General features: G+C 55.9%; 23 protein-coding genes and 1 pseudogene. 8 read left to right on the forward strand and 16 right to left on the reverse strand.

What is annotated here, in order from left to right:
- Window positions 1-61 precede the first annotated feature (61 nt).
- From ABLV04_RS21725 to ABLV04_RS21745, 5 genes are all read left to right on the forward strand, one after another.
- Window positions 62-313 (forward strand): oxaloacetate decarboxylase subunit gamma, encoded by a 252-nt coding sequence (locus tag ABLV04_RS21725; RefSeq protein WP_050533897.1) that lies wholly within the window; start codon window positions 62-64, stop codon window positions 311-313.
- Between the two features lie 15 nt (window positions 314-328).
- Entirely contained in the window at window positions 329-2,095 is a 1,767-nt protein-coding gene (gene oadA / locus ABLV04_RS21730; protein WP_180266015.1) for a sodium-extruding oxaloacetate decarboxylase subunit alpha, read from the forward strand.
- A 15-nt stretch (window positions 2,096-2,110) separates the two neighbouring features.
- On the forward strand, window positions 2,111-3,412 hold the full coding sequence (locus ABLV04_RS21735; RefSeq protein ID WP_023291143.1) for an oxaloacetate decarboxylase subunit beta: 1,302 nt from the start codon (window positions 2,111-2,113) through the stop codon (window positions 3,410-3,412).
- A gap of 165 nt (window positions 3,413-3,577) precedes the next feature.
- Window positions 3,578-5,206 (forward strand): sensor histidine kinase, encoded by a 1,629-nt coding sequence (locus ABLV04_RS21740; protein WP_086075196.1) that lies wholly within the window; start codon window positions 3,578-3,580, stop codon window positions 5,204-5,206.
- Window positions 5,199-5,903, forward strand: coding sequence for a response regulator (locus ABLV04_RS21745; protein WP_048296651.1), 705 nt, complete (start codon window positions 5,199-5,201; stop codon window positions 5,901-5,903). The genes ABLV04_RS21740 and ABLV04_RS21745 overlap by 8 nt, the downstream gene beginning before the upstream one ends.
- Before the next feature lie 5 nt (window positions 5,904-5,908).
- Here the strand turns inward: ABLV04_RS21745 and ABLV04_RS21750 are convergent, their stop codons facing one another.
- Window positions 5,909-6,538 carry an alanyl-tRNA editing protein gene (locus ABLV04_RS21750; protein WP_110238206.1) on the reverse strand — a complete coding sequence of 210 codons (630 nt, stop codon included), beginning with the start codon at window positions 6,536-6,538 and terminating at the stop codon, window positions 5,909-5,911.
- A 92-nt stretch (window positions 6,539-6,630) separates the two neighbouring features.
- On the opposite strand from ABLV04_RS21750, the gene ABLV04_RS21755 reads away from it, so the two are divergent.
- Window positions 6,631-7,560 (forward strand): LysR family transcriptional regulator, encoded by a 930-nt coding sequence (locus ABLV04_RS21755; protein WP_048336380.1) that lies wholly within the window; start codon window positions 6,631-6,633, stop codon window positions 7,558-7,560.
- On the opposite strand, the gene ABLV04_RS21760 is transcribed toward ABLV04_RS21755, so the two are convergent.
- The 5 genes from ABLV04_RS21760 to ABLV04_RS21780 form a co-directional block, all read right to left on the reverse strand.
- Window positions 7,508-7,873, reverse strand: coding sequence for a DUF805 domain-containing protein (locus ABLV04_RS21760; RefSeq protein WP_048336379.1), 366 nt, complete (start codon window positions 7,871-7,873; stop codon window positions 7,508-7,510). The genes ABLV04_RS21755 and ABLV04_RS21760 overlap by 53 nt on opposite strands.
- A 181-nt stretch (window positions 7,874-8,054) precedes the next feature.
- Window positions 8,055-10,340, reverse strand: coding sequence for a hydratase (locus ABLV04_RS21765; RefSeq protein ID WP_048336378.1), 2,286 nt, complete (start codon window positions 10,338-10,340; stop codon window positions 8,055-8,057).
- Window positions 10,341-10,394: 54 nt separating this feature from the next.
- Window positions 10,395-11,657, reverse strand: a complete 1,263-nt coding sequence (locus ABLV04_RS21770) for an SLC13 family permease (protein WP_048336377.1) — start codon at window positions 11,655-11,657, stop codon at window positions 10,395-10,397.
- Window positions 11,658-11,745: 88 nt separating this feature from the next.
- Complete coding sequence (locus ABLV04_RS21775) at window positions 11,746-13,179, reverse strand: anion permease (RefSeq protein WP_180266018.1); 1,434 nt, start codon at window positions 13,177-13,179, stop codon at window positions 11,746-11,748.
- A 101-nt stretch (window positions 13,180-13,280) separates the two neighbouring features.
- Window positions 13,281-14,336, reverse strand: coding sequence for a 4-oxalomesaconate tautomerase (locus ABLV04_RS21780; RefSeq protein ID WP_117136456.1), 1,056 nt, complete (start codon window positions 14,334-14,336; stop codon window positions 13,281-13,283).
- A 273-nt stretch (window positions 14,337-14,609) separates the two neighbouring features.
- Between ABLV04_RS21780 and ABLV04_RS21785 the strand changes: the two genes are divergently transcribed.
- Entirely contained in the window at window positions 14,610-15,548 is a 939-nt protein-coding gene (locus ABLV04_RS21785; RefSeq protein ID WP_048336374.1) for a LysR family transcriptional regulator, read from the forward strand.
- Window positions 15,549-15,566: 18 nt separating this feature from the next.
- On the opposite strand, the gene rihC is transcribed toward ABLV04_RS21785, so the two are convergent.
- The 7 genes and pseudogenes from rihC to ABLV04_RS21820 all read right to left on the reverse strand — a co-directional run.
- Complete coding sequence (gene rihC, locus ABLV04_RS21790; RefSeq protein ID WP_180266019.1) at window positions 15,567-16,481, reverse strand: ribonucleoside hydrolase RihC; 915 nt, start codon at window positions 16,479-16,481, stop codon at window positions 15,567-15,569.
- A 67-nt stretch (window positions 16,482-16,548) separates the two neighbouring features.
- On the reverse strand, window positions 16,549-17,499 hold the full coding sequence (gene ispH, locus ABLV04_RS21795; protein WP_002887979.1) for a 4-hydroxy-3-methylbut-2-enyl diphosphate reductase: 951 nt from the start codon (window positions 17,497-17,499) through the stop codon (window positions 16,549-16,551).
- 1 nt (window position 17,500) lies between these two features.
- A complete protein-coding gene (fkpB, locus tag ABLV04_RS21800) occupies window positions 17,501-17,950 on the reverse strand; it encodes an FKBP-type peptidyl-prolyl cis-trans isomerase (RefSeq protein WP_023291927.1) in 450 nt (149 codons plus the stop codon).
- 116 nt (window positions 17,951-18,066) lie between these two features.
- A complete protein-coding gene (lspA, locus tag ABLV04_RS21805) occupies window positions 18,067-18,567 on the reverse strand; it encodes a signal peptidase II (protein WP_023291926.1) in 501 nt (166 codons plus the stop codon).
- Window positions 18,567-21,383, reverse strand: a complete 2,817-nt coding sequence (ileS, locus tag ABLV04_RS21810) for an isoleucine--tRNA ligase (protein ID WP_180266020.1) — start codon at window positions 21,381-21,383, stop codon at window positions 18,567-18,569. The genes lspA and ileS overlap by 1 nt, the downstream gene beginning before the upstream one ends.
- 43 nt (window positions 21,384-21,426) lie before the next feature.
- Window positions 21,427-22,365: a bifunctional riboflavin kinase/FAD synthetase gene (ribF, locus tag ABLV04_RS21815; protein ID WP_348816182.1), complete on the reverse strand. Its 939-nt coding sequence runs from the start codon at window positions 22,363-22,365 to the stop codon at window positions 21,427-21,429.
- A 7-nt stretch (window positions 22,366-22,372) separates the two neighbouring features.
- Window positions 22,373-22,578: pseudogene (locus tag ABLV04_RS21820) on the reverse strand (DUF2575 domain-containing protein); the annotation flags it as partial.
- A 116-nt stretch (window positions 22,579-22,694) separates the two neighbouring features.
- On the opposite strand from ABLV04_RS21820, the gene rpsT reads away from it, so the two are divergent.
- Complete coding sequence (rpsT, locus tag ABLV04_RS21825; protein ID WP_002887965.1) at window positions 22,695-22,958, forward strand: 30S ribosomal protein S20; 264 nt, start codon at window positions 22,695-22,697, stop codon at window positions 22,956-22,958.
- Window positions 22,959-23,067: 109 nt separating this feature from the next.
- Here the strand turns inward: rpsT and nhaR are convergent, their stop codons facing one another.
- The 3 genes from nhaR to ABLV04_RS21840 all read right to left on the reverse strand — a co-directional run bounded on the left by nhaR (window position 23,068) and on the right by ABLV04_RS21840 (window position 26,634).
- The gene (gene nhaR, locus ABLV04_RS21830; protein ID WP_023291923.1) at window positions 23,068-23,964 is read right to left on the reverse strand and encodes a transcriptional activator NhaR; all 897 of its coding nucleotides are present in this window, start codon (window positions 23,962-23,964) and stop codon (window positions 23,068-23,070) included.
- Window positions 23,965-24,018: 54 nt separating this feature from the next.
- On the reverse strand, window positions 24,019-25,194 hold the full coding sequence (nhaA, locus tag ABLV04_RS21835; RefSeq protein WP_032429094.1) for a Na+/H+ antiporter NhaA: 1,176 nt from the start codon (window positions 25,192-25,194) through the stop codon (window positions 24,019-24,021).
- A 171-nt stretch (window positions 25,195-25,365) separates the two neighbouring features.
- Window positions 25,366-26,634, reverse strand: coding sequence for an IS1 family transposase (locus ABLV04_RS21840; RefSeq protein ID WP_180266021.1), 1,269 nt, complete (start codon window positions 26,632-26,634; stop codon window positions 25,366-25,368).
- Window positions 26,635-26,654: the final 20 nt, after the last annotated feature.

Raw genomic sequence — 26,654 nt, forward strand, 5'->3', positions numbered from 1 at the left:
CGGAAGTATCGTTTGGTTAGCCTTCAAACACGCCGTCGTGCCCTTACTTTAGGGTCTTTCAATGACTGAAGCTGTACTGCTGGGTGAAGGCTTCACCCTGATGTGCCTCGGCATGGGGTTCGTGCTGGCGTTTCTGTTTCTGCTGATTTTCGCCATCCAGGGGATGTCCGCCGCCGTCAACCGCTTCTTCCCCGAACCGGCTGCGGCGCCGAAAGCGACGCCACTGCCCGCCGTTGCGCCCGCCGACGACTTCGCCCGCTTAAAGCCGGCGATTGTCGCCGCCATTCACCACCACCGCCGTCTTCACCCTTAATTCACGGAGGAATTCATGACCGTTGCCATTACCGATGTCGTCCTGCGCGACGCCCACCAGTCCCTGTTCGCCACCCGTCTGCGTCTCGACGATATGCTCCCCGTCGCCGCTCAGCTTGACGACGTCGGCTACCGCTCGCTTGAGTGCTGGGGCGGCGCCACCTTCGACGCCTGCATCCGCTTCCTCGGCGAGGACCCGTGGGTCCGCCTGCGCGAGCTGAAAAAGGCGATGCCGAAGACCCCGCTGCAGATGCTGCTCCGCGGCCAGAACCTGCTCGGCTACCGTCACTACGCCGACGACGTGGTCGAACGCTTCGTGGAGCGCGCCGTCAAAAACGGCATGGACGTCTTCCGCGTCTTCGACGCCATGAACGACCCGCGCAACATGCAGGCCGCCCTGCAGGCGGTCCGCAGCCACGGCGCCCACGCCCAGGGCACCCTGAGCTACACCACCAGCCCGGCCCACACCCTGCAGACCTGGCTCGACCTCACCGAACAGCTGCTGGAGACCGGCGTCGACTCCATCGCGATTAAAGACATGTCCGGCATTCTCACCCCCGGCGCCGCCTTTGAGCTGGTCAGCGAAATCAAAAAACGCTTTGCCGTCACCCTGCACCTGCACTGCCACGCCACCACCGGCATGGCGGAGATGGCCCTGCTGAAGGCCATTGAAGCCGGCGTCGACGGCGTCGATACCGCCATCTCCTCGATGAGCGCCACCTACGGCCACCCGGCCACCGAAGCGCTGGTGGCCACCCTCACGGGTACTGAGCACGACACCGGGCTGGATATCCACAAGCTGGAGAGCATCGCGGCGTACTTCCGCGAGGTGCGTAAGAAGTACCACGCCTTCGAGGGCCAGCTGAAAGGCACCGACAGCCGCATTCTGGTCGCCCAGGTCCCGGGCGGGATGCTCACCAACCTCGAAAGCCAGCTGAAGCAGCAAAATGCCGCCCACCGTCTGGATGAAGTGCTGGCGGAAATCCCCCGCGTGCGCGAGGACCTCGGCTTCATCCCGCTGGTCACCCCGACCTCGCAGATTGTCGGCACCCAGGCGGTGCTCAACGTCCTGACCGGCGAGCGCTACAAAACCATCGCGAAGGAGACCGCCGGTATTCTGAAAGGTGAGTACGGCCACACGCCGGCGCCGGTGAACGCCGCCCTGCAGGCCCGGGTGCTGGACGGCGCTGAAGCCATCACCTGCCGCCCGGCGGACCTGCTGAAGCCGGAGCTGGCGCAGCTGGAAGCCGATGTGAAGCGCCAGGCGCGGGAGAAGAATATTCAGCTGGCGGAGAACGCCATCGACGACGTGCTCACCGTGGCCCTGTTCCCCCAGCCCGGCCTGAAGTTCCTCGAAAACCGCCATAACCCGGCGGCCTTTGAACCGGTGCCGCAGGTGGAAGACGCCAGGCCTGCCGCGCCGGCGAAAGCCGCCGCCTCCGGCGTCTACACCGTGGAAGTGGAAGGCAAAGCCTTTGTGGTGAAGGTCAGCGACGGCGGCGACGTCAGCCAGCTGACGGCGGCCACCCCGTCTTCCGCACCGGTTCCGGCCGCCGCCCCGGCCGGCGCCGGCACCCCGGTCACCGCGCCGCTGGCGGGCACTATCTGGAAGGTCATTGCCGCGGAAGGCCAGACGGTGGCCGAAGGCGAGGTGCTGCTGATTCTGGAAGCCATGAAGATGGAGACCGAAATCCGCGCCGCTCATGCCGGGACCGTCCGCGGTATCGCGGTGAAAGCCGGCGACGCGGTGGCGGTCGGCGACACCCTGCTGCAGCTGGCGTAACGACGAGGAGCGGAAATGGAAAGTCTGAACGCCCTGATTCAGGGGATGGGGCTGATGCACCTGGGGTTCGGCCAGGCGGTGATGCTGCTGGTCAGCCTGCTGCTGCTCTGGCTGGCGATCGCGAAGAAGTTCGAGCCGCTGCTGCTGCTGCCGATAGGCTTCGGCGGCCTGCTGTCGAACATCCCGGAGGCCGGCCTGGCGCTGAGCGCCCTGGAGAGCCTGCTGGCCCACCACGACCCGGCGCAGCTGGCGGTGATTGCCGCGAAGCTCCACTGCGCGCCGGACGTCCACGCCATTAAGGAGGCGCTGGCCCTGGCCCTGCCGTCGGTGCAGGGGCAGATGGAGAGCCTGGCGGTGGACATGGGCTACTCCGCCGGGGTGCTGGCCATCTTCTATAAGGTGGCGATTGGCTCGGGCATCGCGCCGCTGGTGATTTTTATGGGCGTCGGGGCGATGACCGATTTCGGCCCGCTGCTGGCCAACCCGCGGACCCTGCTGCTGGGGGCGGCGGCGCAGTTCGGTATCTTCGCCACCGTCCTCGGGGCGCTGACGCTGAACTACTTCGGCCTGATTTCGTTCACCCTGCCGCAGGCGGCGGCCATCGGCATCATCGGCGGCGCCGACGGACCGACGGCCATCTACCTGTCGGGCAAGCTGGCGCCGGAGCTGCTGGGGGCCATCGCGGTGGCCGCCTACTCCTACATGGCGCTGGTACCGCTGATCCAGCCGCCGATCATGAAGGCGCTGACCACGGATAAGGAGCGGAAGATCCGCATGGTGCAGCTGCGTACGGTGAGTAAGCGGGAGAAGATCCTCTTCCCGGCGGTGCTGTTGCTGCTGGTGGCGCTCCTGCTGCCGGACGCCGCGCCGCTGCTGGGGATGTTCTGCTTCGGCAACCTGATGCGCGAGAGCGGGGTGGTGGAGCGGCTGAGCGATACGGTGCAGAACGCGCTGATCAACATCGTGACCATCTTCCTCGGGCTGTCGGTGGGGGCCAAGCTGGTGGCGGACAAGTTCCTGCAGCCGCAGACCCTGGGGATCCTGCTGCTGGGGGTGATCGCCTTCTGCGTGGGGACCGCCGCCGGGGTGCTGATGGCGAAGCTGCTGAACAGGTTCAGTAAGAACCCGATCAACCCGCTGATCGGTTCAGCCGGGGTGTCGGCGGTGCCGATGGCGGCAAGGGTGTCGAACAAGGTGGGTCTGGAAGCGGACGGGCAGAACTTCCTGCTGATGCACGCGATGGGCCCGAACGTGGCGGGGGTGATCGGCTCGGCGATCGCCGCCGGGGTGATGCTCAAGTACGTGCTGGCGATGTAGGCCGGCGTCCTCCCCGGAGGCGTGGCCGTTGCCCCGCCTCCGGGTCAGGATTAACAACGCCCCTTTGCCATCGATCACTTTTCTGAAATTAGCGGTTCTGTGCGCCATCTGCGGGTTCTCGGGCCGCGAAACGGGGAAACTAATCATTTAATGTCTATTGGCGCTATGTATACCCGAAAAATCACCCACTGGTTTGCCAGGCGATCGTTTCAGAATCGCATCTTCCTGCTGATCTTATTCACCTCGACGATCGTTATGCTGGCGATGTCATGGTATCTGACCGACATTACCGAAGAGCGTCTGCATTACCAGGTCGGGCAGCGGGCGCTGATTCAGGCAATGCAGATTTCGGCGATGCCGGAGCTGGTTGAGGCGGTTCAGAAACGCGACCTCGCCAGAATCAAAGCGCTTATCGACCCCATGCGTTCGTTCTCCGACGCCACCTATATCACCGTCGGTGATGCTAACGGCCAGCGCCTCTATCACGTCAACCCTGATGAAATCGGCAAATCGATGGAGGGCGGCGATAGCGATGAAGCACTATTAAACGCGAAAAGCTACGTGTCAGTGCGCAAAGGCTCGCTGGGCTCCTCGCTGCGCGGTAAATCACCGATTCAGGACGAGACCGGCAAGGTGATCGGCATTGTGTCGGTAGGCTATACCATTGAACAGTTAGAGAACTGGCTCAGCCTGCAGATAAGCTCGCTGCTGATCCCGATGGCGATCATGTTACTGCTCCTGCTCTACTGCGCCCGCCGCTTCTCGTTGCATATCAAAAAGCAGATGCTGAATATGGAACCCCAACAGCTGTCGCAGCTGTTGATCCAGCAAAGCGTATTGTTTGAATCCGTGTTCGAAGGGCTTATCGCCATCGACTCCCGTTACAAGATCACCGCGATTAATCAGACTGCCCGCCGGCTGCTCAACCTGAGCCAACCGGAAACAACGCTTATTGGTAAAGGGATCAGCAGCGTGATTTCGCAGGAGGCTTTCTTCTACGATGCGCCGCAGACCAATAAAAAAGACGAGATCGTCACCTTCAATCAGATCAAAGTGATCGCCAGCCGGATGGCGGTGATCTTAAATAATGAGCCACAGGGCTGGGTGATCAGCTTTCGTAGTAAAGACGATATCAACACCCTCAGCCTGCAGCTTAGCCAGGTACAACAATATGCCGATAACCTGCGCGCCGTGCAGCATGAGCATCGCAATCTGATCTCCACCATCGCCGGCCTGCTGTTTCTTAAACGCTACGATCATGCGCTGGATCTGATCCAACAGCAGTCGGAAAGTCACCAGAAGGTCATCGATTTTATCGCGCGTAATTTCCAGGACAACCACCTGGCCGGGCTGTTGATCGGCAAATATTACCGGGCCAAAGAGCTTGGACTTGAGCTGATTTTCGATCCGGCCTGCTTCGTCGACAGATTACCCACCGCCCTTTCTCACAACGAATGGATCTCGATCGTGGGGAATCTGCTTGATAACGCCTACAATGCCAGCCTGCAACAGCCGCAGGGCTCAAGGCAGATAGAGTGCCTGATCAACAGTGACGGCCACGAGGTGATTATCGAGGTCGCCGATCAGGGATGCGGCATTGACGAGACGCTGCGCGATCGGATCTTCGAGCGCGGCGTCACCAGCAGCGTCAGCAAAGATCATGGCATCGGACTCTGGCTGGTTCGCAGCTACGTGGAACAGGCAGGCGGCAGCATCGTCGTCGAAAATAACATACCTTTTGGCACCATCTTTACTCTTTATATTCCCCTGACCCGAGATGAACATCATGGATAGCATCACCACTCTTATCGTTGAAGACGAACCTATGCTGGCGGAGATCCTGGTGGATAACATCAAACAGTTTCCCCAGTTCGACGTCATTGGCATTGCGGATAAACTCGAGAGCGCCAGGAAACAACTCAGACTGTATCAACCGCAGCTGATCCTGCTGGATAATTTCTTACCTGACGGCAAAGGTATCGACCTGATCCGCCATGCGGTCAGTACCCATTACAAGGGGCGGATTATCTTTATTACCGCTGATAATCATATGGATACCATCAGCGAAGCACTGCGCCTGGGGGTGTTCGACTATCTGATTAAGCCGGTGCACTATCAGCGCCTGCAGCACACCCTGGAGCGTTTCGCTCGCTATCGCAGCTCGCTGCGTTCCAGCGAACAGGCCAGCCAGATCCACGTCGATGCGCTGTTTAATATTCAGGCTCGGGAACAGACGGAACCGGCCAGCGCGCCGCTACGCGGAATCGATGAAAGCACCTTTCAGCGCGTACTCCAGCTGTTTGCCGACCCGGCGGTGGTGCATACCGCCGACTCGCTGGCGCGTATCCTTGGCAGCAGCAAAACCACCGCCCGCCGTTATCTGGAACAAGGGGTGAAGAACGACTTTCTGGAAGCGGAAATCAGCTACGGCAAGGTTGGTCGACCGGAGCGTATTTATCGCGGCAAACAGACCTCCCCTGAGCAGGTCTGAAACGTTTACGCCAGGGAATAGCTGACCACCAGCTGCCCCTTCTTCATCTTAATCTCACTGATAAGAATGTCGCCCAGCTCCGCCAGGCGGGCGACATGTGTGCCACCGCAGGGATAGGCGGGCAGTTCGCCAAACCCCACCATGCGCAAACCCTCAGCGAAGATCACCTGACGCGGGAGGTCCTGCGCCTGCCATGCCTTCACCTGGCTCAGCAGCGCGCTGGCGTCGGGTATCACGGCGTGGTTCCCGCCGGTGAAAGCGATCCGCCCCTCGCCAGGCCAGTGGTGCGCTTTCACCGGTTGCCAGCCAAGCTGTTCGCCCGCCAGGCCAAGCAGGTGGCCGGCGGAATGCAGGCGGGCATGCAGTTGTCTCGCGGAGGCATCTATTCTCATCTCCACTTCACCGAGGGGAAGCGGTTGCGACAGAATATGCAGCACGCTGTCGCCACGCACAATAACCGTCTCAATGGCCTGACCAGCTATCCAGCCGCGATCCGCCGGTTGACCGCCCCCTTGCGGGTGAAACAGCGTCCGATCCAGTTCGATGGCGTAGCGGCCATCCGCTTCCGCAGTGCAGGCGATGATCTGGGCGCGCCCATCGGTAGCGTCGCTGGTGTAATAAACCCGTTCAGTCATAGTGATTCTCCTCTCTGTCCGCCCAGTATATTATTAATACCGACAGCGATAATCCTATCACCAGCCAATGCACTCTTGCTCCGGGAGCACAAATGAATCTCAGCCTCCTGCCCGACCTTGCCCTTTTCGTCCAGATCGTCGACCAGGGCAGCTTCTCCGCCGTCGCCCGCCAGAGCGGCATTACCCCTTCCGCCGTTAGCCGCAGCGTGTCGCGGCTGGAGCGAGAGATGGGCTGCAAACTGCTGCAGCGTACCACCCGCAAGCTGCGTCTGAGCGATGCCGGGGAAACGGTGTATCAGCATGCCCAGCAGATGCTGGAAGCGGCGCGACAGGCGATGGATTCCGCCGGCAGTCGCCAAACGGTCGCCCAGGGAAAGCTGACGCTCAGCGTGCCGAAAGCCGTCGGCCGCTTCGTGATCCATCCGCTGATGATAGCGTTTTTTCAGCGTTACCCGCAGGTTGACGTCTGCCTGCGGCTGGAAGATCGCCCTCTGGATTTTATCGATGACGGTATCGATCTGGCGTTACGCATCACCGATACCCCCTCGCCCGGTCTGCATGGCAAACCGTTGATGCCAGTCACGCACGTTATCTGCGCCACTGAGGTCTATTTACAGCGCCACGGTATGCCGCGCACGCCGCAGGAACTGCGCGCGCACAGCTGCATCAGCCTTGGCGAAACGCCCGCCGACGCGCGCTGGAAGTTCCGTCGGGAAGGGAAAACCGAAACGGTGCAAACATACGGGCGGTACGCCGCCAACCATACCGCCGTGCGCCTCGACGCGGTCAGGCAGCATTTAGGGATCGGCAGCCTGCCGCTGTTCACCGCCCGCGAGGCGCTGGCGAATGGCGATATCGTGCAGGTGCTGCCCGAATGGGAATTTATCAGCAGCTACTCCGGCGATCTGTGGCTGCTCTGGGCGGGAGATAAGCATATGCCCGCCAGAATGCGGGCGATGATTGATTATCTCAGCGAGACGGTGCCGGCGCTGAACGCAGGCAGCATAGCGCCAGCGAAATAACCGCAAACCACGGAATGATACCCCCCAGCACGAACCAGAGCCCGGAGCGGCCGATATCATGCATCCGCCGGCAGCCGATCGCCAGCAGAGGGAGAGTCATCAGCAGCAACCACAGCGCAGCAAAGGGAATAACAACAAAACTGAGGATGCCGTATTGAGGGTTAAAGCTGGTTGCCAGCCACCAGACGGCCAGCGGCGCGCTGGCGATCAGTAGATTGATAAGAAAAAACGTCCAGAACTGCTGTCGGCTGGCCCGGCCGCTAAAATTAAAGGTCTCTTTCCAGCCGCTTAAATACGCCTGTCCATAGGTCATTGCCTCTCTCCATGAGAATAACGTCACTGGTCGCAGGCCTGATTGAGCGCCTTAGCCCCACGAAATAAAAGGCAGATTAAATGATTATCCAGCTGCGATTCCTGTGCTGGCACAAAAAAGCGGGTTTTGGCGACAAAGAATGGCTGGCAGCGAGCAGGCTGCCAGCACGGGAGAAAACCAATTAATGACCAGTAGTTAATTGTTTTTTATTATAATTAATGAGTCCGCCGGCTTGAATAATCGCCTGCTCGTCGGCAGTTAATTTCTCCATATAGAGGCTAATCTGCTGAATCGGCTTTTTCTCACTGACGACATAAGCGGTGATATCGCTCAGCTCGCCCGCCAGCGCGCTTTTTATTCCCGGAATGAAGATAAAGTCGCCGACCTCGAAGTCTGGCGCCTGCTTCATCTGCAGCGGCAGCATTCCCCAGTTAATGATATTCGAGCGATAGCGCTTGGTCGCATATTCCTGACAGATATTGGCCAGGCCCCCGAGTACCCGCTGGCAGCTCGCGGCTTGTTCGCGCGCCGAGCCATCGCCGGGTTTGACGGCATAGACCATGCTACCAATCTCCGTCTGTTCAACGGAAATCTGTTCCTGGCCAGGTAGCAGTCGCAGTTGTGAGAAAATATTGCCCAGCTGCGGACAGCTGCTATACAGATCCTCACCGTTAACGCGCTGTTGCTCCATAGCGGCAATAGCTTTGCTGCGCCCAACATAGTCAGGATCGCGACGGGACAGCGTAAATTCAGCCAGCCCTAACGGATTAGAACGAAACGATGACGTTTCACCGGATGGGATCAGTTCGTCAGTGGTGGTCACTGGATCCATTATCTTTGACGCCACCACCAGCAGAATATTTTCCGTTAGCGCATTCATTTCCGGCCAGTCTTTAATATTCGGGCCATAGATCATTGGCTGATCCGTCACCCCTTTTACAAAGCCCTGATAAACCCGGCTCTTGTAGGACGAAGCATCAAATTCATATTCTGGCGCGTCCTGCCAGCAATCGAGCTCTGCTGCAGACGTCAACAACCCGCCGTTGATGGCCGTAGCGGCAATCGAGCGGGCATCCATTAATGCCACCGCGGACATTTGGCCATTGCCCGGTTTAGAGCCTTCACGGTTGGGAAAATTACGCGTCGTGTGCCGGATACTTAAGCCATTATTCATCGGCGTGTCGCCGGCGCCAAAGCAAGGGCCGCAGAATGCCGTGCGAACAATTGCCCCTGAGCTCATTAAATCGTTAATTAACCCCTTTTTATTTAACGCCATCAGCACCGGTTGCGAGGAGGGATAAACAGAGAGCGAGAAAATATTATCCCCACAGGCGTGGTGCTTCAGAGCTTGAGCCGCCTGGGCCACGTTGACATAGTTACCTCCGGCGCAACCGGCAATGATCCCCTGCTGGACGCGTAATTTGCCGTTCTCAATTTTGTTTAACAGCGACAGCTTTGCGCGGCCAAGAGAAATTTTCTCCGACTCCACTTCCACTTCACGTAAAATGTCCGTCAGGTTTTCATTAAGCGTGGCGATTTCATAAACATTGGCAGGATGAAACGGTAACGCGATCATCGGCTTAATGGCGCTTAGATCGACCTCAATGCAACCATCGTAGTACGCCATGTCTTTTGCCGACAGCGCCCGATAGTCTTTCTCCCTGCCATGAAGGCGTAAGAAATGGTGCGTCTCATCATCCGTCTGCCAGATAGAGGACAGACAGGTGGTCTCGGTGGTCATCACATCAATGCTGTTTCGGAAATCAGTCGACATACTGCCCACGCCGGGGCCGACGAACTCCATGACCTTATTCTTGACATAGCCGCTCTTGAACACCGCGCCGATAATCGCTAATGCAATATCCTGCGGCCCGACCCCAGCCGCCGGTTTGCCGGTTAAATACACTGCGACAACCTCAGGGTAATCAATATCCCAGGTACTGCCGAGCAGCTGTTTGACTAACTCCCCGCCCCCTTCGCCCACCGCCATCGTGCCCAGAGCGCCGTAGCGGGTATGACTATCCGACCCCAGTATCATTTGACCGCAGCCAGCCATCATCTCACGCATATACTGGTGAATAACGGAAATATGTGGCGGAACATAAATTCCGCCGTATTTCTGTGCCGACGTTAAGCCAAAAATATGATCATCACTGTTTATTGTGCCGCCCACCGCGCAAAGTGAATTATGGCAATTGGTTAAAACATATGGCAGCGGAAAGCGCGTCATCCCGGACGCTTTCGCTGTCTGAATAATGCCAACGAAGGTAAGATCATGGGAGGCCATGGAATCAAATTTAATTTTTAACTTCCGTTCATCGCCTGAACGACTGTGGGATGACAAAATTGACCACGAAATAGTTCCCTTGCGTGCAATTTCCTTTTCGACGGGAAATGAACATGATTGTTCCGCAATAATACCGTGCTGCTGGGATAAATAAACCCCATGCTCGTGTAATGTAATCATGACTTGCGTCCTTTGCTGTAGATAAAATGATAAAGTTTCCCTACCTCTCTACGCCTACGGATAGAAGGGGAAAAAGAGGGGGAGTAAAATAAAACTCACAATAATCGATATGACTATTAGCGGCAGACCAACCCGTACATAATCGATAAACCGATAGCCTCCTGCGGAAAAAATCATCATATTCGCCGGGGTGCCTACTGGCGTCGCATAGGCGCATGAACAGCCGATCACGATGGCCATCAGCACCGCCCGCGAGTCAGCCCCCATTGAATTGGCGATAGACAAACCAATCGGGATAAGTAAGGCGGCCGTTGCCATATTTGACATAAAATTGGTTAACAGGCAGGAGATAATCAATACTGCGCTTAACAGTAAGAATGGCGAAGCCTGCTGGCCAAGCAGATCGATAACAGAGCGCGCCATGATTTCTCCAGCGCCGGTGGTTTCAAGCGCTTTCGCTAACGCTAAGGTTCCGCCGAACAGAAAAATAGTCTGCGAGTCGATAGACTGATAAGCCTGCTTTTCCGTAATCACACCGCTGATCACCAGCAGTAAAGCGCCAACGGAGCCAATAACCGCAATGGGTAAGCCGATGATATTTTCGAAAATCATTCCCAGCACGGTAAATACCAGGACCAGCACGGCAATCACTTGCTTATATTTTGGGCAGCTAACTTTTTTGCTCTTGCTGGCATTTGCACTACTATGGCCCGATTTTGCCGGTAGCAGTTTATAGCCGATAGTCAAAAAGTAGATGATCCCGCAAAGCAGCATGGGAATACCGAGTTTGGCATACTCGAAAAAATCAAAGCGTTGCCCAACTTGCTCAAGCGCCGACTGCGCAATCAAATTTCCCGGCGAGCCGATCAGGGATAAGTTTCCCCCCAGCGCCGAAGCGAACGCCAGCGGCATAAGCAGACGAGATTGCGCATAGCCAGATTTGATAGCGGTACCGATGACCACCGGTATCAGTACCGCAGCCGTTCCGGTATTGGATAAAAACCCGGAAAGAATGCCACACACCAGCATAATAATAACGATGAGCTGCCTCTCAGACCTGGCGTAACGCGTCACTATGCCGCCAATCTTATCGGTGACCCCGGTTTCAAACAGGGCGCCACCGACCACGAACATCGCCACAAATAAAATGACGTTTTGATTAATAAATCCGGCAAACGCCATTTTCACATCAAAAATGCCGGTTACGACTAAAGCAATGCACACAATCATTGCCGTGACAGCCAGCGGAATCTTTTCCCAAATAAACATCACAATTGAAAATAACAGCAGTGACAAGGTAATTGCGACTGGTGACATCAATAGATAATTCCTTATTCAAAAGATATACATTATTAAAAGCAGGTGATGCAAATAACTCACAGGCGCTTAACGCTTCAAATCCAAATTAGATTATTTTCCAGTACATTAATATCTCCCACCACCACACGCCTACGGTGATATGTAAGAGGAAAGTCAGCAGGGTCAATATACCGCCAATAATCCACCACGACTTAATATCATTGTATCCCACGCCAAAAATAACCGGACCTGCCGCACCGCCATAATGAGTGACCATTCCGCCATAGGAATTACTAAACAGCAGAGCAAGAGCTGTGAGCATAATCGGCGCACCAGAGACATTAGCCAGCATAGCGAAAACCGGCACCATCGCCACAATATAGGCGCTACCGGAAGCAAAGAAATAACGGACCACAATGCTCAACGCTACGATGATGATGAAGGCAAGCGTGCAGTGTGTGCCAAAAGAAATGTTATTTTTCAGCAAATCCGCCAGCCATAAGAAAAAACCCACGCTGGACAACAATGAGCTTAAGCCGATAATCCCGCCGTACCAAATTAAGGTGTTCCAGCCACCTTTGTTCTTAATCACGTCATCCCAGCTGACGATTTTTAACACCAACATCAAGGCCATCACACAAATCGCGACCGTTGATTCGTTCACGCCCAGCGATTTACTGAATACCCAACCGCCCAGCGCCATGACAAACAGGAGGGAGAGCATTTTCTCCCGTAACGTCATCGGCCCTAAGGCTTCAATCCCGGCTTTGGCTATCGCTTTGTTATCGACCTTCTTCAGCTCAGGTGGATAAAGCTTATAGATAATCAGCGGCGTCACTAACAGCATTATGATGCCTGGCAACACGCCGGCCAGCGCCCATCCGCCCCAGCTTAATTTGATATGACAAATATCTTCAATCATCTTGAGCGCCAGAATATTGCCGGCCATCGCCGTAAAAAACATATAGCTGGTGGTTTTGGTGACCATATAGACGTTCATCATCAGATAATGACCAACGCGCTTCGCACTATGTTCAGGTTCCGAGCCCAGAGCCACGGCCACGCTATTTATGATCGGTAAAACGATACCGCCGGCGCGCGCGGTATTTGATGGCGTCGCGGGCGACAGGATCAGATCCAAAAAAGCGGTGACATAGCCTAATCCCAGCGTGGTGCTGCCTATCTTGCCAATGAGAATATAGGCGATGCGTTTGCCCAGACCGGTAATGACAAATGCAGCACTGAGAGTGAAAGCCGAGAAAACCAGCCAGGTGGTGCCGGAAGCATAGCCGCTTAAGACACTCGATGTTTTTATGGTGCCATCACCTAAATTACCGATTACCACCATGGAGGCCGCAACGGCGATTAACAAGACAACCGGTTCGGAAAAGGGTTTAATCACTAACCCAACGATCGCTGCCAGATAAATACCTGACAGTATCCAGGCCAGCTCGGTCAACCCTTCTGGCGCGGGAAATAAACTAATGAGTAGCGGTATGGCTATAATAACGACTAACTTCCATAACGATTTTTTATCCATTTTAATTCCATCCCAGAATTAATCATATTAAGACATTGATAAAACGTCAGTGAAGAGAGAGTTTCCCGTTCAAATAACCTGTAAATTGTCTGGAAAGATGATTAATCAGGCAGGTAAACCATTCCCGAAAGGATCTTACGGGCCGTACGAATAACCGATGCGCGAATGCTTTCTGGCTGCCCATCAGTATTACTCAGACTCACATCAATGCTCCCGCTGGGATGCTCAACTTTAATTAAGCCATCCCCCGCCATGCGGGTCATTTCGTTAACCACGGTATCCACAATAATGCAGGCGCTCGCCAGGCCGATGGCGCCGGTGATCGCTAACGATTTATGGCAACTATGCGGCATAAAATAACGCACGCTTAAGGTTCCGCCCTGCAGTGGCGGCGCCACCAGCACAGGTTTAGGGATTACCATATTTGATACGTCGCCAAATCCCATTGCCGCGCCGGCTTGTTTACGGATTGATTCAAGACGTTGAAAAAAGTCTTTATCCTGATCTAATTCATTTGCTGACTCATATCCTGTTTTGCCCAGGCTATGCGCCGGAATAATCACCATCGGCATAGCCATATCGATACACGTCACGCGAATATTATCAAAAATATCCACCCGATTGCCGGTGGGGAAAAGCTGGCCGGACTTTGCCCCTGCAGCGTTCAGAAAAGTCAGGCTAACGGGCGCGGCGTGTCCCGGCACGCCATCAATATGCGTGCTTCCTTCATAAACCACCTGTCCATTCGGGGTCTGAATATCTGCGTCAACAAAGGTATTGGTGTTCACGTTCCTAATGCGCACCCGTGTTATCGGAGAGGTTGCCGCGACAAGTCCTTTTTCGATGGCAAATCCCCCCACGGCGCAGAGCATATTGCCGCAATTTGGCGTAGTATCCACTCGCCGCTCATTGACAATGACCTGAACAAACAGGTAATCCACATCCGCCTGCTGACTGGCTGATTGACTGACAATCGCCACCTTACTGGTTTGCGGGCTCCCGCCGCCAATACCATCGATTTCCAGCTCATGGCCAGAACCCATAATGGTTAATAACGCCTCGTCACGTTGCTGCGTATCCTGCGGGAGATCGTCCGCTAACAGAAAGGCCCCTTTTGATGTGCCGCCACGCATGAGTGCGCACGGAATTTTTTTCATAACACGCTCCTTACAAATAGAGAAGATGAAATCAAATAAACGTCAGGCGCGTATTTAATACACTTAATGAATTTAAAGTTTTTTATTAACTTTATTATTTCATTGTTCGCCAAACCGTTTACCCGAGAATTCTACTTGCAAGGGTTTTGGTGATTGATAACATTAAAAAATAAGATTTATTCCTACAAAACATGAATAACAAATATCACCACTATGATAATTAACGCTGCCTTACTATAAGGTTTAAAGCCTCTTTACGCTTAGGGAGTCATAATGCACAATGAACTATCCGGTATGAAAGCCTTTGTTACCGTGGCTGAACTTGGCTCGTTTAGTAAAGCCGCCGAGATCCTTAATCTGACACAGCCAGCATTGACGCGAAAAATAAAAAAATTAGAAAGCAATCTCAATACTGCCCTGTTCCAGCGTACCACCCGAAAAATCCAGCTTACGCAGGCGGGAGCAATGTTGTTACCGAAAGCAAAATCGCTGATTGCCAGTCTGGATGCCGCCATCTTTGACGTCAGCAACCTGACTTCTCATGTCCAGGATACGATTACACTTTCCTGTATTCCCACCGCCGTCTTTTATTTTTTACCTCGCGCTATCGTTCAATTTAATCAGCGCTATCCGCATATCAAAGTACAAATTTATGAACAAGGTATAGAAAATTGCATGGCTTCGGTGAGAAAGGGGGAAGTCGATTTTGGTATAAATATGAACTTCATCACACATCCCGATATCGAATTTAGTCCACTGGTCAACGAACCCTTTGTCCTGGCCTGCAGAATGGATCATCCGCTGGCCAGTAAAAAACTGGTGGAATGGCGGGAGCTCACCTCGCAAAGGTTAATTGGCGTCAGGCGTTCGAGCGGTAATCGGCAGCTGATTGAAAGTTGCCTGGCGGATAAGCCGTGGAAGCTGGACTGGTTTTATGAAGTGAGACATTTATCCACCTCCCTGGGTCTGGTGGAAGCGGGACTTGGCGTATCGGCACTACCCTGTCTGGCTATGCCGCAAAATACTAAGGGCACAGTGGTAAGCGTACCGCTCGTGGAACCCGTCATCAGACGAACGCTTGGCATGATCCGTGTAAAAAATCGCCCACTTTCCGCCGCCGCAGAACGCTTCGCTTCGCTGTTACTCCTGATGTGGACGGATGAAGCGAGCGAACTGTGGTGTAACGTGGTGGATCCGCATCAACAGGTATGAACCGCACGCCATCAACGATCACGGCGCCAGGGCGATCACCTCCGCCGCCCAGCGCTGAAACCCTTCGACATCGATATCCAGCGCCACCTGGGCATTGGACGGCTGGCCCAGTCGCCCTTCGATATCCACCACCGTGGCGCCGGCGGTCCAGGTTCCCTGCGTCTCCACCGCCACAAAACACGGCTGTAGGGTGAACAGTTCCGGGCGGACCAGCCAGGCGATAGCGCAGAGATCGTGCATTCTCAGACCACTACTCATGCTGCCGCTGCGATAGTGGCTAAACAGCGCATGGAGCATTTTACCGGTCTGATTCAGCGTCGGCAGGGTCGCCAGATAATCCGCCGTCAGCAGCGCCCGATTGGTGACGTCCAGCCCACACATGACAATCTCCAGCCCGCTGTGGAAGACTTTCGCGGCGGCTTCCGGGTCGATGGCAATATTGAATTCGGCATTCGGCGTAAAGTTGCCCCGGCCCGCCGAGCCGCCCATGATCACCAGCCGGCGAATGTTGAACAGGCATTCCGGATACTGGGTCAGCAGCAGCGCAATATTGGTCAATGGGCCAATCGCCACCAGAGTGATCGGCTCGGCAGCATGCATCAGCGCATCGCGGATCGCCTGGAAGGCCGGCTTCGCCAGCGGCTGCCGGTGATGCTCAACAAAGTCATACCCTTCCATACCGGATTCGCCATGCACCGAGGCGGCATCGCGCAGGGGACGCACCAGCGGCATCGAGGCGCCCTGCGCCAGCGGCACATCGGCATGCCAGAAGTGCAGCAGCTGCAGCGCGTTACGGGTCGTCTTCTCTACCGAGACATTGCCCGCCACGGTGGTCATCAGTTGCAGATCCAGCTCAGGGGCGAACAGCGCCGCGGCAATAGCGGCAGCATCGTCGATGCCCGGGTCTGTATCAAGAATGATCGGTAAGCGCATGGTTTCTCCCTAAAAAAAATGCCAGACGTTAAGTCTGGCATCTTCTCATACTGCTGACGGAAAGAACTTACTCTACTTCACGGACATCCACACGCAGCTCTTTCGGCACTTCAAAGACGATATTCTCTTCCCGGCCTTCCAGCGGTACGGCTTCGCCGCCGCCCAGCTCCTGCAGGCGGGTAATGACGTTCTGCACCAGAATATCCGGCGCCGACGCGCCCGCCGTCACGCCAACGCAGGCCGCATCCTTGACCCACGCTTCCTGAATATCGGAGGCATCGTCAATCAGGTAAGCCGCCTTACCCATCCGCTGCGCCAGTTCGGCGAGACGGTTTGAGTTGGAGGAGTTTTTCGAACCAACCACCAGCACCACGTCAGCCTGCTCCGCCAGCGCGCGCACCGCTTCCTGACGGTTAGTGGTGGCATAGCAAATGTCGTCTTTGCGCGGGCCGACGATTTTCGGGAAACGCGCGCGCAGCGCGTCAATCACATCCGAGGTATCATCCACCGAGAGGGTGGTCTGGGTCATAAACGACAGCCGGGCGTCGTTTTTGACTTCCAGCTTGAGAACGTCTTCCGGCGACTCGACCAGGTACATGCCCCCTTGCGGGTTATTGTACTGCCCCATCGTGCCTTCGACTTCCGGGTGCCCGGCATGGCCGATCAGAATCGACTCTTCGCCACGGCGGCTGGCGCGGGCGACTTCCATATGCACTTTCGTCACCAGCGGACAGGTGGCGTCGAACACCGTCAGATCGCGGCTCTTCGCTTCATTCCGTACCGCCTGCGATACGCCGTGAGCGGAGAAGATCAGGATCGCGCCATCCGGTACTTCGCTGATCTGTTCGATAAAAATGGCGCCGCGCTTGCGCAGGCTATCCACCACATAGCGGTTATGCACCACTTCATGACGAACATAGATCGGCGCGCCGTACAGCGTCAGCGCGTTTTCTACAATGCTGATAGCGCGGTCAACGCCAGCGCAAAAGCCGCGCGGGTTAGCCAACAGGATCTGCATGTTAATCCTCCAGCGCCGGATCGATCTCCAGCACTTCAATATCAAAATGAACGGTGCGCCCGGCCAGCGGATGGTTGAAGTCGACGGTGATGGAATCGCCGTTCACTTCACGGATCACGCCAGGCATTTCGCTGCCATCCATTGCGGTAAAGAGCATAATCGCGCCGATCTCCGGCTCGCCGGCGTCGATAAACTCGCGGCGAGAGAAATACTGAATCAGGTCCGGGCTCGGGACGCCAAATGCGGCGTCAGGCTCCAGCGAAAAGGCCTTTTTCTCGCCCTCTTTCAGACCAAGAAGCTGTTGCTCCAGCCCCTCAGACAGGGAGGTGTCGCCGAGGCGAAACAGCGCCGGTTTGCCATTGTTACGGGTGGACTCGGCGGTGGATCCATCGTCCAGCTTCAGCGTGAAGTGAACGAGAACCGCGCTGTTGCTCTGTACGGATTTAGACATGCAAATTGCTCGCTTGTTTTCGGTCACCTGTTGCCCGGAGGCGCTACGCTTACCGGGCGACGGGAGACCACACATTCTGTAGGCCGGGCAGGCGTGGCGCCACCCGGCATTAACATTTACGCCTGCTCTTTTGCGGTCGGTTTCGGCAGGAAGCCTTCCAGCACAATCATCGCCGCGCCGATGCAGATAGCGCTATCGGCGAGGTTGAAAGTGGCGAAGTGCCAGTCGCCGACGTAGAAGTCGATCATATCGACCACAAAGCCGTGCCACAGGCGATCGAACAAGTTGCCCAGCGCGCCGCCGATAATCAGGGCGTAGGCAATATTGTTCAGCTTTTGCGTCGCCTTCGAACGGTACATCAGCACCGTCAGCACCACGCAAATGCCGATGGCGATCCCGGAAAAGAACCAGCGCTGCCAGCCGCCGCTGTCGGCGAGGAAGCTAAAGGCCGCGCCATAGTTGCGGGCATAATGCAGATTAAGCGACGGGAACAGCGGCACCGTCTCCCCCAGAGCGAAGTTCTGGAGGATCAGGAATTTGCTACCCAGATCGATAATCAGCACGGCTACGACCACCCACAGCCAGCGTAGCCCCGTTGAACAGATCGATTTACTCATCAGGCGAATTTACGTTGCTCGCCGTCACCGGCGACGTTGCTCACACAGCGTCCGCAGATTTCCGCGTGTTCCGCCACCTTGCCGATATCGGTGGTGTAATGCCAGCAGCGCGGGCATTTCTCACCTTCAGCTTTGCTCAATGCGACTTTCAGCCCTTTGAGCAGTTCGCTCTGCTGGGCATCAGCAGGCGCGCTCGCATAGTCTGCGACGTTCGCCCCGGAGGTCAACAGGACAAATCGCAATTCATCGCCCAGCGCGTTGAGCTTAGCGGCCAGATCGGCATCAGCATACAGCGTCACCGAGGCTTCCAGCGAGCCGCCGACTTTCTTATCCGCACGCGCCTGTTCAATCACTTTGTTGACTTCGCCACGGACTTTCAGCAGCTCATCCCAGAAGCCGTCATTCATCGCTTCGTTGTCGGCCAGACCGAAGAGACCTTGATACCATTCGCCGGTAAAGACGTATTTCTCACGCTCGCCCGGCAGGTAACCCCAGATTTCGTCCGCGGTGAAGGACATGATCGGCGCCATCCAGCGCACCAGCGCTTCCACGATGTGGAACAGCGCGGTCTGGCAACTGCGACGCGCCACGCTGTCCGCCCTGGCGGTGTACTGACGGTCTTTGATGATGTCGAGGTAGAACGAGCCCATCTCAATGGAGCAGAAGCGCATCAGGCGCTGCACCACTTCGTGGAAGTCGTAGGATTCGTAGGCTTTCAGGATATCTTCCTGTGCCGCCTGCGCGCAGCCGACCGCCCAGCGATCCAGCACCACCATCTCTTCCGGTTTGACCATGTCTTTTGCCGGATCGAAACCGTTCAGGTTGGCCAGCAGGAAGCGCGCGGTGTTACGGATACGACGATAGCTGTCCGCGGCGCGTTTGAGGATCTCGTCAGAGACCGCCATTTCGCCAGTGTAGTCGGTGGAAGCCACCCACAGGCGCAGGATATCGGCGCCCAGCTTGTTCATCACGTCCTGCGGGCTAACGGTGTTGCCGATAGACTTGGACATTTTGCGGCCCTGACCATCGACGGTGAAGCCGTGGGTCAGTACCTGACGATATGGCGCTTTGCCTTTCATCGCCGTGGAAATCATCAGAGAGGACATGAACCAGCCGCGATGCTGGTCGGAGCCTTCCAGATACATATCGGCGGCGTGACCGGCGAATTCCGGACGCACGTCAACCACGGAAGAGTGGGTCGACCCGGAGTCAAACCAGACGTCGAGGGTATCCGGCACTTTCTCGTAGCTGTCAGCGTCATCGCCAAGGATGTCGCGGGAATCGAGATCCCACCACGCCTGGATGCCGTCGACTTCAACACGCTTCGCGACTTCTTCCATCAGCTCAAGGGTACGCGGGTGCAGTTCGTGAGTTTCTTTATGCACGAACAGCGACATCGGCACGCCCCAGGTACGCTGACGGGAGATGCACCAGTCAGGACGGTTGGCGACCATCGATTCGATACGCGCCTGGCCCCAGTCCGGGATCCACTGCACGCCTTTGATCTCTTTCAGCGACTGCGCGCGCAGACCTTTCTGATCCATGCTCACGAACCACTGCGGGGTGGCGCGGAAGATGATTGGCGACTTGTGGCGCCAGCAGCACGGATAGCTGTGCTGCATTTTTTCCACATGCAGCAGCGCGCCGCGCTCACGCAGCATCTCAACGATGATATCGTTGGCTTTGAAGACGTTGATACCGTCCAGAGACGGATAGGTGCCTGGCAGATAAGCCCCGTCCGGGCCAACCGGGTTAGCGATTTCCAGACCGTATTTCTGGCTGATCGTGTAATCGTCCGGACCGTGGCCGCCGGCGGTATGCACCGCACCGGTACCGGCATCCAGCGTCACGTGGTCGCCAAGGATCGCCGGCACGTCGAAATCGAGGAACGGATGCTGGAAACGCATCAGTTCAAGCTCGGCGCCGTTCACCGCCGCCAGGATGGTGTAATCGGCCGCGCCAACGCGCTTCATCACGCTCTCAACGAGGTCTTTCGCCAGGATCAGCGTCTGGCCGTCCACCTGCACCAGCGCATAGTCGAACTCTGGCGACAGGGAGATGGCGCGGTTAGCCGGCAGGGTCCACGGGGTGGTGGTCCAGATAACCAGCGACACCGGGCCGTTGACGTCGGCGACGCCGAATTTCGCCAGCACCGCGGCTTTATCTACCGCGTGGAATGCCACGTCGATGGATGGAGAAGTCTTGTCGTAATACTCCACTTCCGCTTCCGCCAGCGCGGAACGGCAGTCTACGCACCAGTGCACCGGCTTGGCGCCTTTATGCAGGTGGCCGTTGCCGATGATTTTACCCAGCGCGCGAATGATGTTGGCTTCGGTTTTGAAGTCCATGGTCAGATACGGATGCGACCAGTCGCCCAGCACGCCGAGACGGATGAAATCTTTACGCTGACCCTCGATCTGCAGAGCGGCATATTCGCGGCACTTGGCGCGGAATTCTGCGGCGGTGAACTTCTCGCCCGGCTTGCCGTATTCCTGCTCTACTTTCAGCTCGATCGGCAGACCGTGGCAGTCCCAGCCCGGAACGTAAGGCGAGTCATAGCCCGTCAGTCCTTTGGACTTAACGATAATGTCTTTCAGAATCTTGTTAACCGAGTGACCAATATGAATACTGCCATTCGCATAAGGAGGGCCATCATGCAGAATGAAGGTTTTTTTGCCTTTTTTGGCTGCACGAATGATGCCGTACAGGTCATCATCGGTCCAACGCGCCAGCATTCCCGGTTCGCGTTTGGCGAGGTCGCCACGCATAGGGAACCCTGTTTCCGGCAAATTCAGGGTCGATTTATAGTCACTCATCAGATTCTCGGTTCCGTATTTCGGTTTGATAAACACCAGTGGCTCAGGCCTGGCTGGTCAGCCCAAATAATTCGCGGGCCGTTAACTCATCACGTGCGATTTGCGCCTTCAGCTCGTCGAGCGACGCAAACCGCTGCTCATTACGTATCTTTTTACGCAGTACTACATTGATATGGCGACCGTAGAGGTCCATTACAACGTCCAACAGATGCACTTCGAGCTGCTGACGCACGCCCGCTACCGTTGGACGGGTGCCAATATTGGCGACGCCGGCGATCGGCTTGTCGCCCAGCCCTGTCACTTCTACCGCATAGACCCCTTTAACCGGGGAAACCTGACGACGCAGCGGTAAGTTCGCCGTCGGAAAACCTATGGTACGGCCCAGTTCGTCGCCATGCACGACGCGTCCGGAAATGCTAAACGGATGGCCGAGCAGCGTCTCCGCCAACAGGAGATCGTCATCAGCCAGCGCCTGACGCACCGCCGTGCTGCTGATCCGCACCCCGCCTTCGCAGAAGGTTTGGGTGCTGGTGACGTCGAAGCCGTATTCCGCCCCCGCCTTTTGTAATAACAAGAAATCCCCCTGGCGACCAGCGCCAAAGCGGAAATCGTCACCGACGGCAAGAAACTGCACGCCCAGGCGGCGCACCAGCAGTTCACTGATAAAATCCTGCGCCGTCAGCGCGGCGAACCGGCGGTCGAAGCGAACGCACAGCACATAGTCGACCCCGCTTTCAGCCAGATAGCTCAGCTTTTCACGCAGGCGGGTCAACCGCGCCGGGGCTTTATCGGCGGCAAAGAGCTCGAGCGGCTGGGGTTCGAAAATCATCACCACCACCGGTAAACCGCGCAGGCGGCCCTCTTCGCGCAAGCGCTGCAGCAGCGCCTGATGCCCACGATGCACGCCGTCAAAATTGCCAATGGTCAGCACGCACCCGTGCGGGGCCTGACTGAGATTATGTATGCCGCGTATCAGCTTCATGTCTGGCTCAAAACAGTGAAAATCGTCCGAGTATACCTTGTACAACTGTCAACGTTAACCAGCGATTGCTCCTCGGCAACGAAAGTTCTCAGGAATTCATTCACTCAGCGCGAGTCAGCGGGAAAACCGCCCGCCCCCGGCGATTTTTATGGTGGAAAAGCTGTATTCGCCTGCAACAAGCTGGTAGAATCTTGCGCCATCACTACGTAATGAAGCGCTGTGGTGTTAAACGGCGCTTATTTGCACAAATCCATTGACAAAAGAAGGCTAAACGGGCATATTCCTCGGCCTTTGAATTGTCCATATAGAACACATTTGGGAGTTGGACCTTGGCTAATATCAAATCAGCTAAGAAGCGCGCCGTTCAGTCTGAAAAGGCTCGCAAGCACAACGCTAGCCGTCGCTCTATGATGCGTACTTTCATCAAGAAAGTATACGCAGCTATCGAAGCTGGCGACAAAGCTGCTGCACAAAAAGCATTTAACGAAATGCAACCGATCGTGGACCGTCAGGCTGCTAAAGGTCTGATCCACAAAAACAAAGCTGCGCGTCATAAGGCTAACCTGACCGCTCAGATCAACAAACTGGCTTAATCGCTGCTTGTTGTCGCTTTGTGAAAAAACCCGCGAAAGCGGGTTTTTTTATGCCTGTCATCTTTCCCGTCCTGGCGCGACCTGAGCCACGCCAGCCCACGCTTTCCGGCTATCTGGGTTCAGTAAACAGCGACGAATAATCGCGATTGCAGATGCGCTGTACCGCCGGATGCTGAATCATCCGTTCGGCGAAAATGGCGTGATACTCCTCCATCACGCTATCCATGCGGCCAATTTCGACAATCGATTCATCATGGTAGAAATCATGCGCGTAGAGCGTCGGCGCGACAAAAATCGCATTATGCGCGGCGCCGAAGGCTTTCATGAGCGCCGCGTCGTCAAACTCACCGAGGATCTCCACCTTCAGCCCCTGCACGTTAATCCAGTTCAGCAGCTTACGTCCCAGCATCGAGCGTCGACCAGGGATCAGCAGCCGTCGCTCTTCAAGACAGGCCGGGAACGGCTTCATTGGCGCCGGGTTCATGCACCAGAAGCTGACGCTGCACTCGCCAATCTTCACCGAAAACAGCCCTTCCTGCTGCGTCGAGTCGATCGGGCAGTCAGAGATAATCATATCGAGCTTATGCTGGCTCAGCTGCTCCAGCAGCAGCTCATGGGTGGATTCAAAACAGCGCAGATGGATCTGCTCGCTTTCGACAACGGCGGCATCCAGTACGCCGCTGACCAGCCGTTTCGATAGCGCATCGGCCACGCCGACGTCAAACAGCAGATTCGACTCTTTGCGGTAGTTGACGATGTCGAGCATCTCCTGGCTCAGGGTAAACATCCGGTCGGCGTAGCGAAAGACCAGCTCCCCGAGCTCGCTCGGCTCCAGCCCTCTTCCCTTGCGCTTAAATAACTTTCCCTGCAGACGCTCCTCCAGCGCTTTGATCTGCCCGGTAATGGTTTGCGGCGTCAGAAACAGCGCCTCCGCCGCGCCCACGACAGACCCTTCTTTATAGACGTGCCAGAAGTAGTACAGATGGTTGTAGTTGATATGTGACATGCTTCTCTCCCTGATAATGTCCAGGAGAGCCTGGCAGGCCCTCCTGCAGAAAGGTTATACCGCGAGGCGAGTATCCGTTACGCGCTGACGCAGTATGAGGTAGCCGGTAACAGCTGATACCACCGATCCAATTAAGATGCCAAGCTTGGCCCAGTTGATTAACGCGGGATCGACATTGCCGAAGGCCAGCGTGGCGATAAAAATCGACATCGTAAAGCCAATCCCGCACAGAATGCCCACCGCCATAATCTGCCGGCAGGTGGTCCCCTCCGGTAGCGAGGCCCACTTCAGCTTCAGGGCCAGCCAGCAGAACAGGCTGATCCCCAGCGGCTTACCGATAAACAGGCCGGCCATGATACCCAGGGGCAGCAGCGACGTCAGTCCATCAAGCGTAACCCCCCGCAGCGAGACGCCCGCGTTGGCGAAGGCAAACAGCGGCAGGATCATAAACGCCACCCACGGATGCAGGACATGCTCAAGCACTTTAGCCGGTGACTGACCCTGCTTCTCCTGGAGCGGGATCATAAAGCCGACGATGACCCCGGCAAGCGTCGCGTGAACGCCGGACTTCAGCACCGCGGTCCACAGCACCGCACCGACCAGAATATAGATCCCGGTGCGTCGCACGCCGCTCAGATTCAGAACCACCAGCACCGCAATCGCCGCCGCCGCCACGCCCAGCGAGAGCATTGACAGGTCGTGGGTATAAAACAGCGCGATAATCACGATAGCCCCAAGGTCATCAATAATCGCCAGCGCCATCAGGAAAATCTTCAGCGCCGTCGGGACGCGGCTGCCTAACAGCGCCAGCACGCCGAGGGCAAAGGCAATATCCGTCGCCGCCGGGATCGCCCATCCCTCTCTGGCGACAGGATCCTGAGCGTTAAAGGCCAGATAGACCAGCGCCGGGACGATCATCCCGCCGAGGGCGGCAATCACCGGAAAGACCGCCTGACGGCGACTCGCCAGCGAGCCCTGAATCAGCTCGCGTTTGACCTCCAGGCCAATCAGCAAGAAGAACACCGCCATCAGGGCATCATTGATCCATAGCAGCATATTCTTGTTGATCTCCAGCGCCCCCACCCGCAGCTGTACAGGCGTATCAAGGAAGGAGTGATACAGACCGCTGGTCACGCTGGTATTGGCCATGACCATCGCCAGCGCCGCGGCGATGATTAAGACAATGCCGCCGGAAGCATCGCTACTGAAGAATCGTTGCAGATGTTTCACTTTTACTTTCATCCTGTTGGTGAATAACTCGATAAAAGTATAATACACAGACTGATAACTCGAAAAAATCAGATTTAAGTTGCGCTAATGCTCGATTTTTACGAGTTAAAGAGGAGGAATAAGACAATGATAGACTGGGCAGCAAAAGGCCAGGCGTTGACGAAAGCAGAATTAACCGCGCAGATCGTCCCACATTTTCTGTCTTTTATTATATTCATATTTCAGACAATCCAGCGTCACGGTCACGTTCGCCGGAGACAGGCGATTTAGCTGCGGCAAAAAAGGATGCGCGTGCAGGTATTGAATAAATTTCGTCGCGCCATTTAACGTGGCGTGCCGCAGATTGGCCGTTTTTTTATTGCCGGTTAGGTTACAAACCGCCATCGCATAGTCCCGTGTAGAGAAGGTCCGCCAGACATTGTTGCGGTTCCCTCCGCCCATAAACAGGCGCGGCGGGATATCATGCAGCGGCGGCGTCATGCCTCGCTCTCTGACAAATGAGATATGGCATCGCCCCTGTTGAACCTGCTGCAAATTCGCCATCAGGCAGCCACCTAATATAAAACATTCCTGATCGATGTAGTGTTGAATATTGAGGGAGCGTGCATCTGTCAGTGTTTTGACTAATTCAAAATGGCGATAAGCCGGCAATACGGGTTTGACCAGCATTCCCGGATCGTTTTTGTATAACGCCGCCGGTCCGTAATCCACATCAAAAAGCGTTGCGCGCCGCATCGTTATCGCTTCTTTCCGTTGCACAAGATGTACCAGCGTACCGGGCGGCAGGCGCTCTTCGTAATAAGAGTGGTATTGATACTCCGCTTCAACGGGCTGGAGTGAATAATTGGTTGTTACGGATATAATCCGACCGGTAGTCTCCTCGGCGGTGACCAGCACATACAGAAAATTGTCACCGCCGTTAAATTTAACCCGAAAAGCGCGGGTGCTCAGGGTAATGTCGAAAGCGGGAAAGGCAAACTCACGTTCCGCCTGATTTGCCCTGCGGGATAACTTCTGTAATTCGCGGCTTAGTCCGGTACTGTCTAACGCAAGGGCGGATCGGATATCCGCCAGCGAAGCCCCATCCTGGATGAGTGCGGCAAGATAATCCTGGCGCGGATCGGTTTTATATCTGACGGGATAAAGAAATGTTTTATGGCACTGCTGGCAGCAGACGCGTGGCTCTCCCTGCGCGGAAAAGCCATACTTTTTTAGTGAGACGCTGCCGCATCCTGGGCAGGATTTTATCAACCCTTTCCATATCCGATTTACCGACTGGCGAAAAAGATTCAGCGATCTTGCCGAAATCACAGGAAAATGAAAACCACATGCCCTGCATAACACATTTTTCCCCTGGTTCTGGTAATCCGGGCTGTTCAACACGCCCAGATTTTTGCAGCCTGGCGTTTTGCAGCTATCGACATTAACCTGAGAAAACATGATTAACTCCCTGTGACGGT

This window comes from Klebsiella sp. JN_Kp127 (assembly GCF_040062505.1).
Lineage (GTDB): Bacteria > Pseudomonadota > Gammaproteobacteria > Enterobacterales > Enterobacteriaceae > Klebsiella > Klebsiella quasipneumoniae.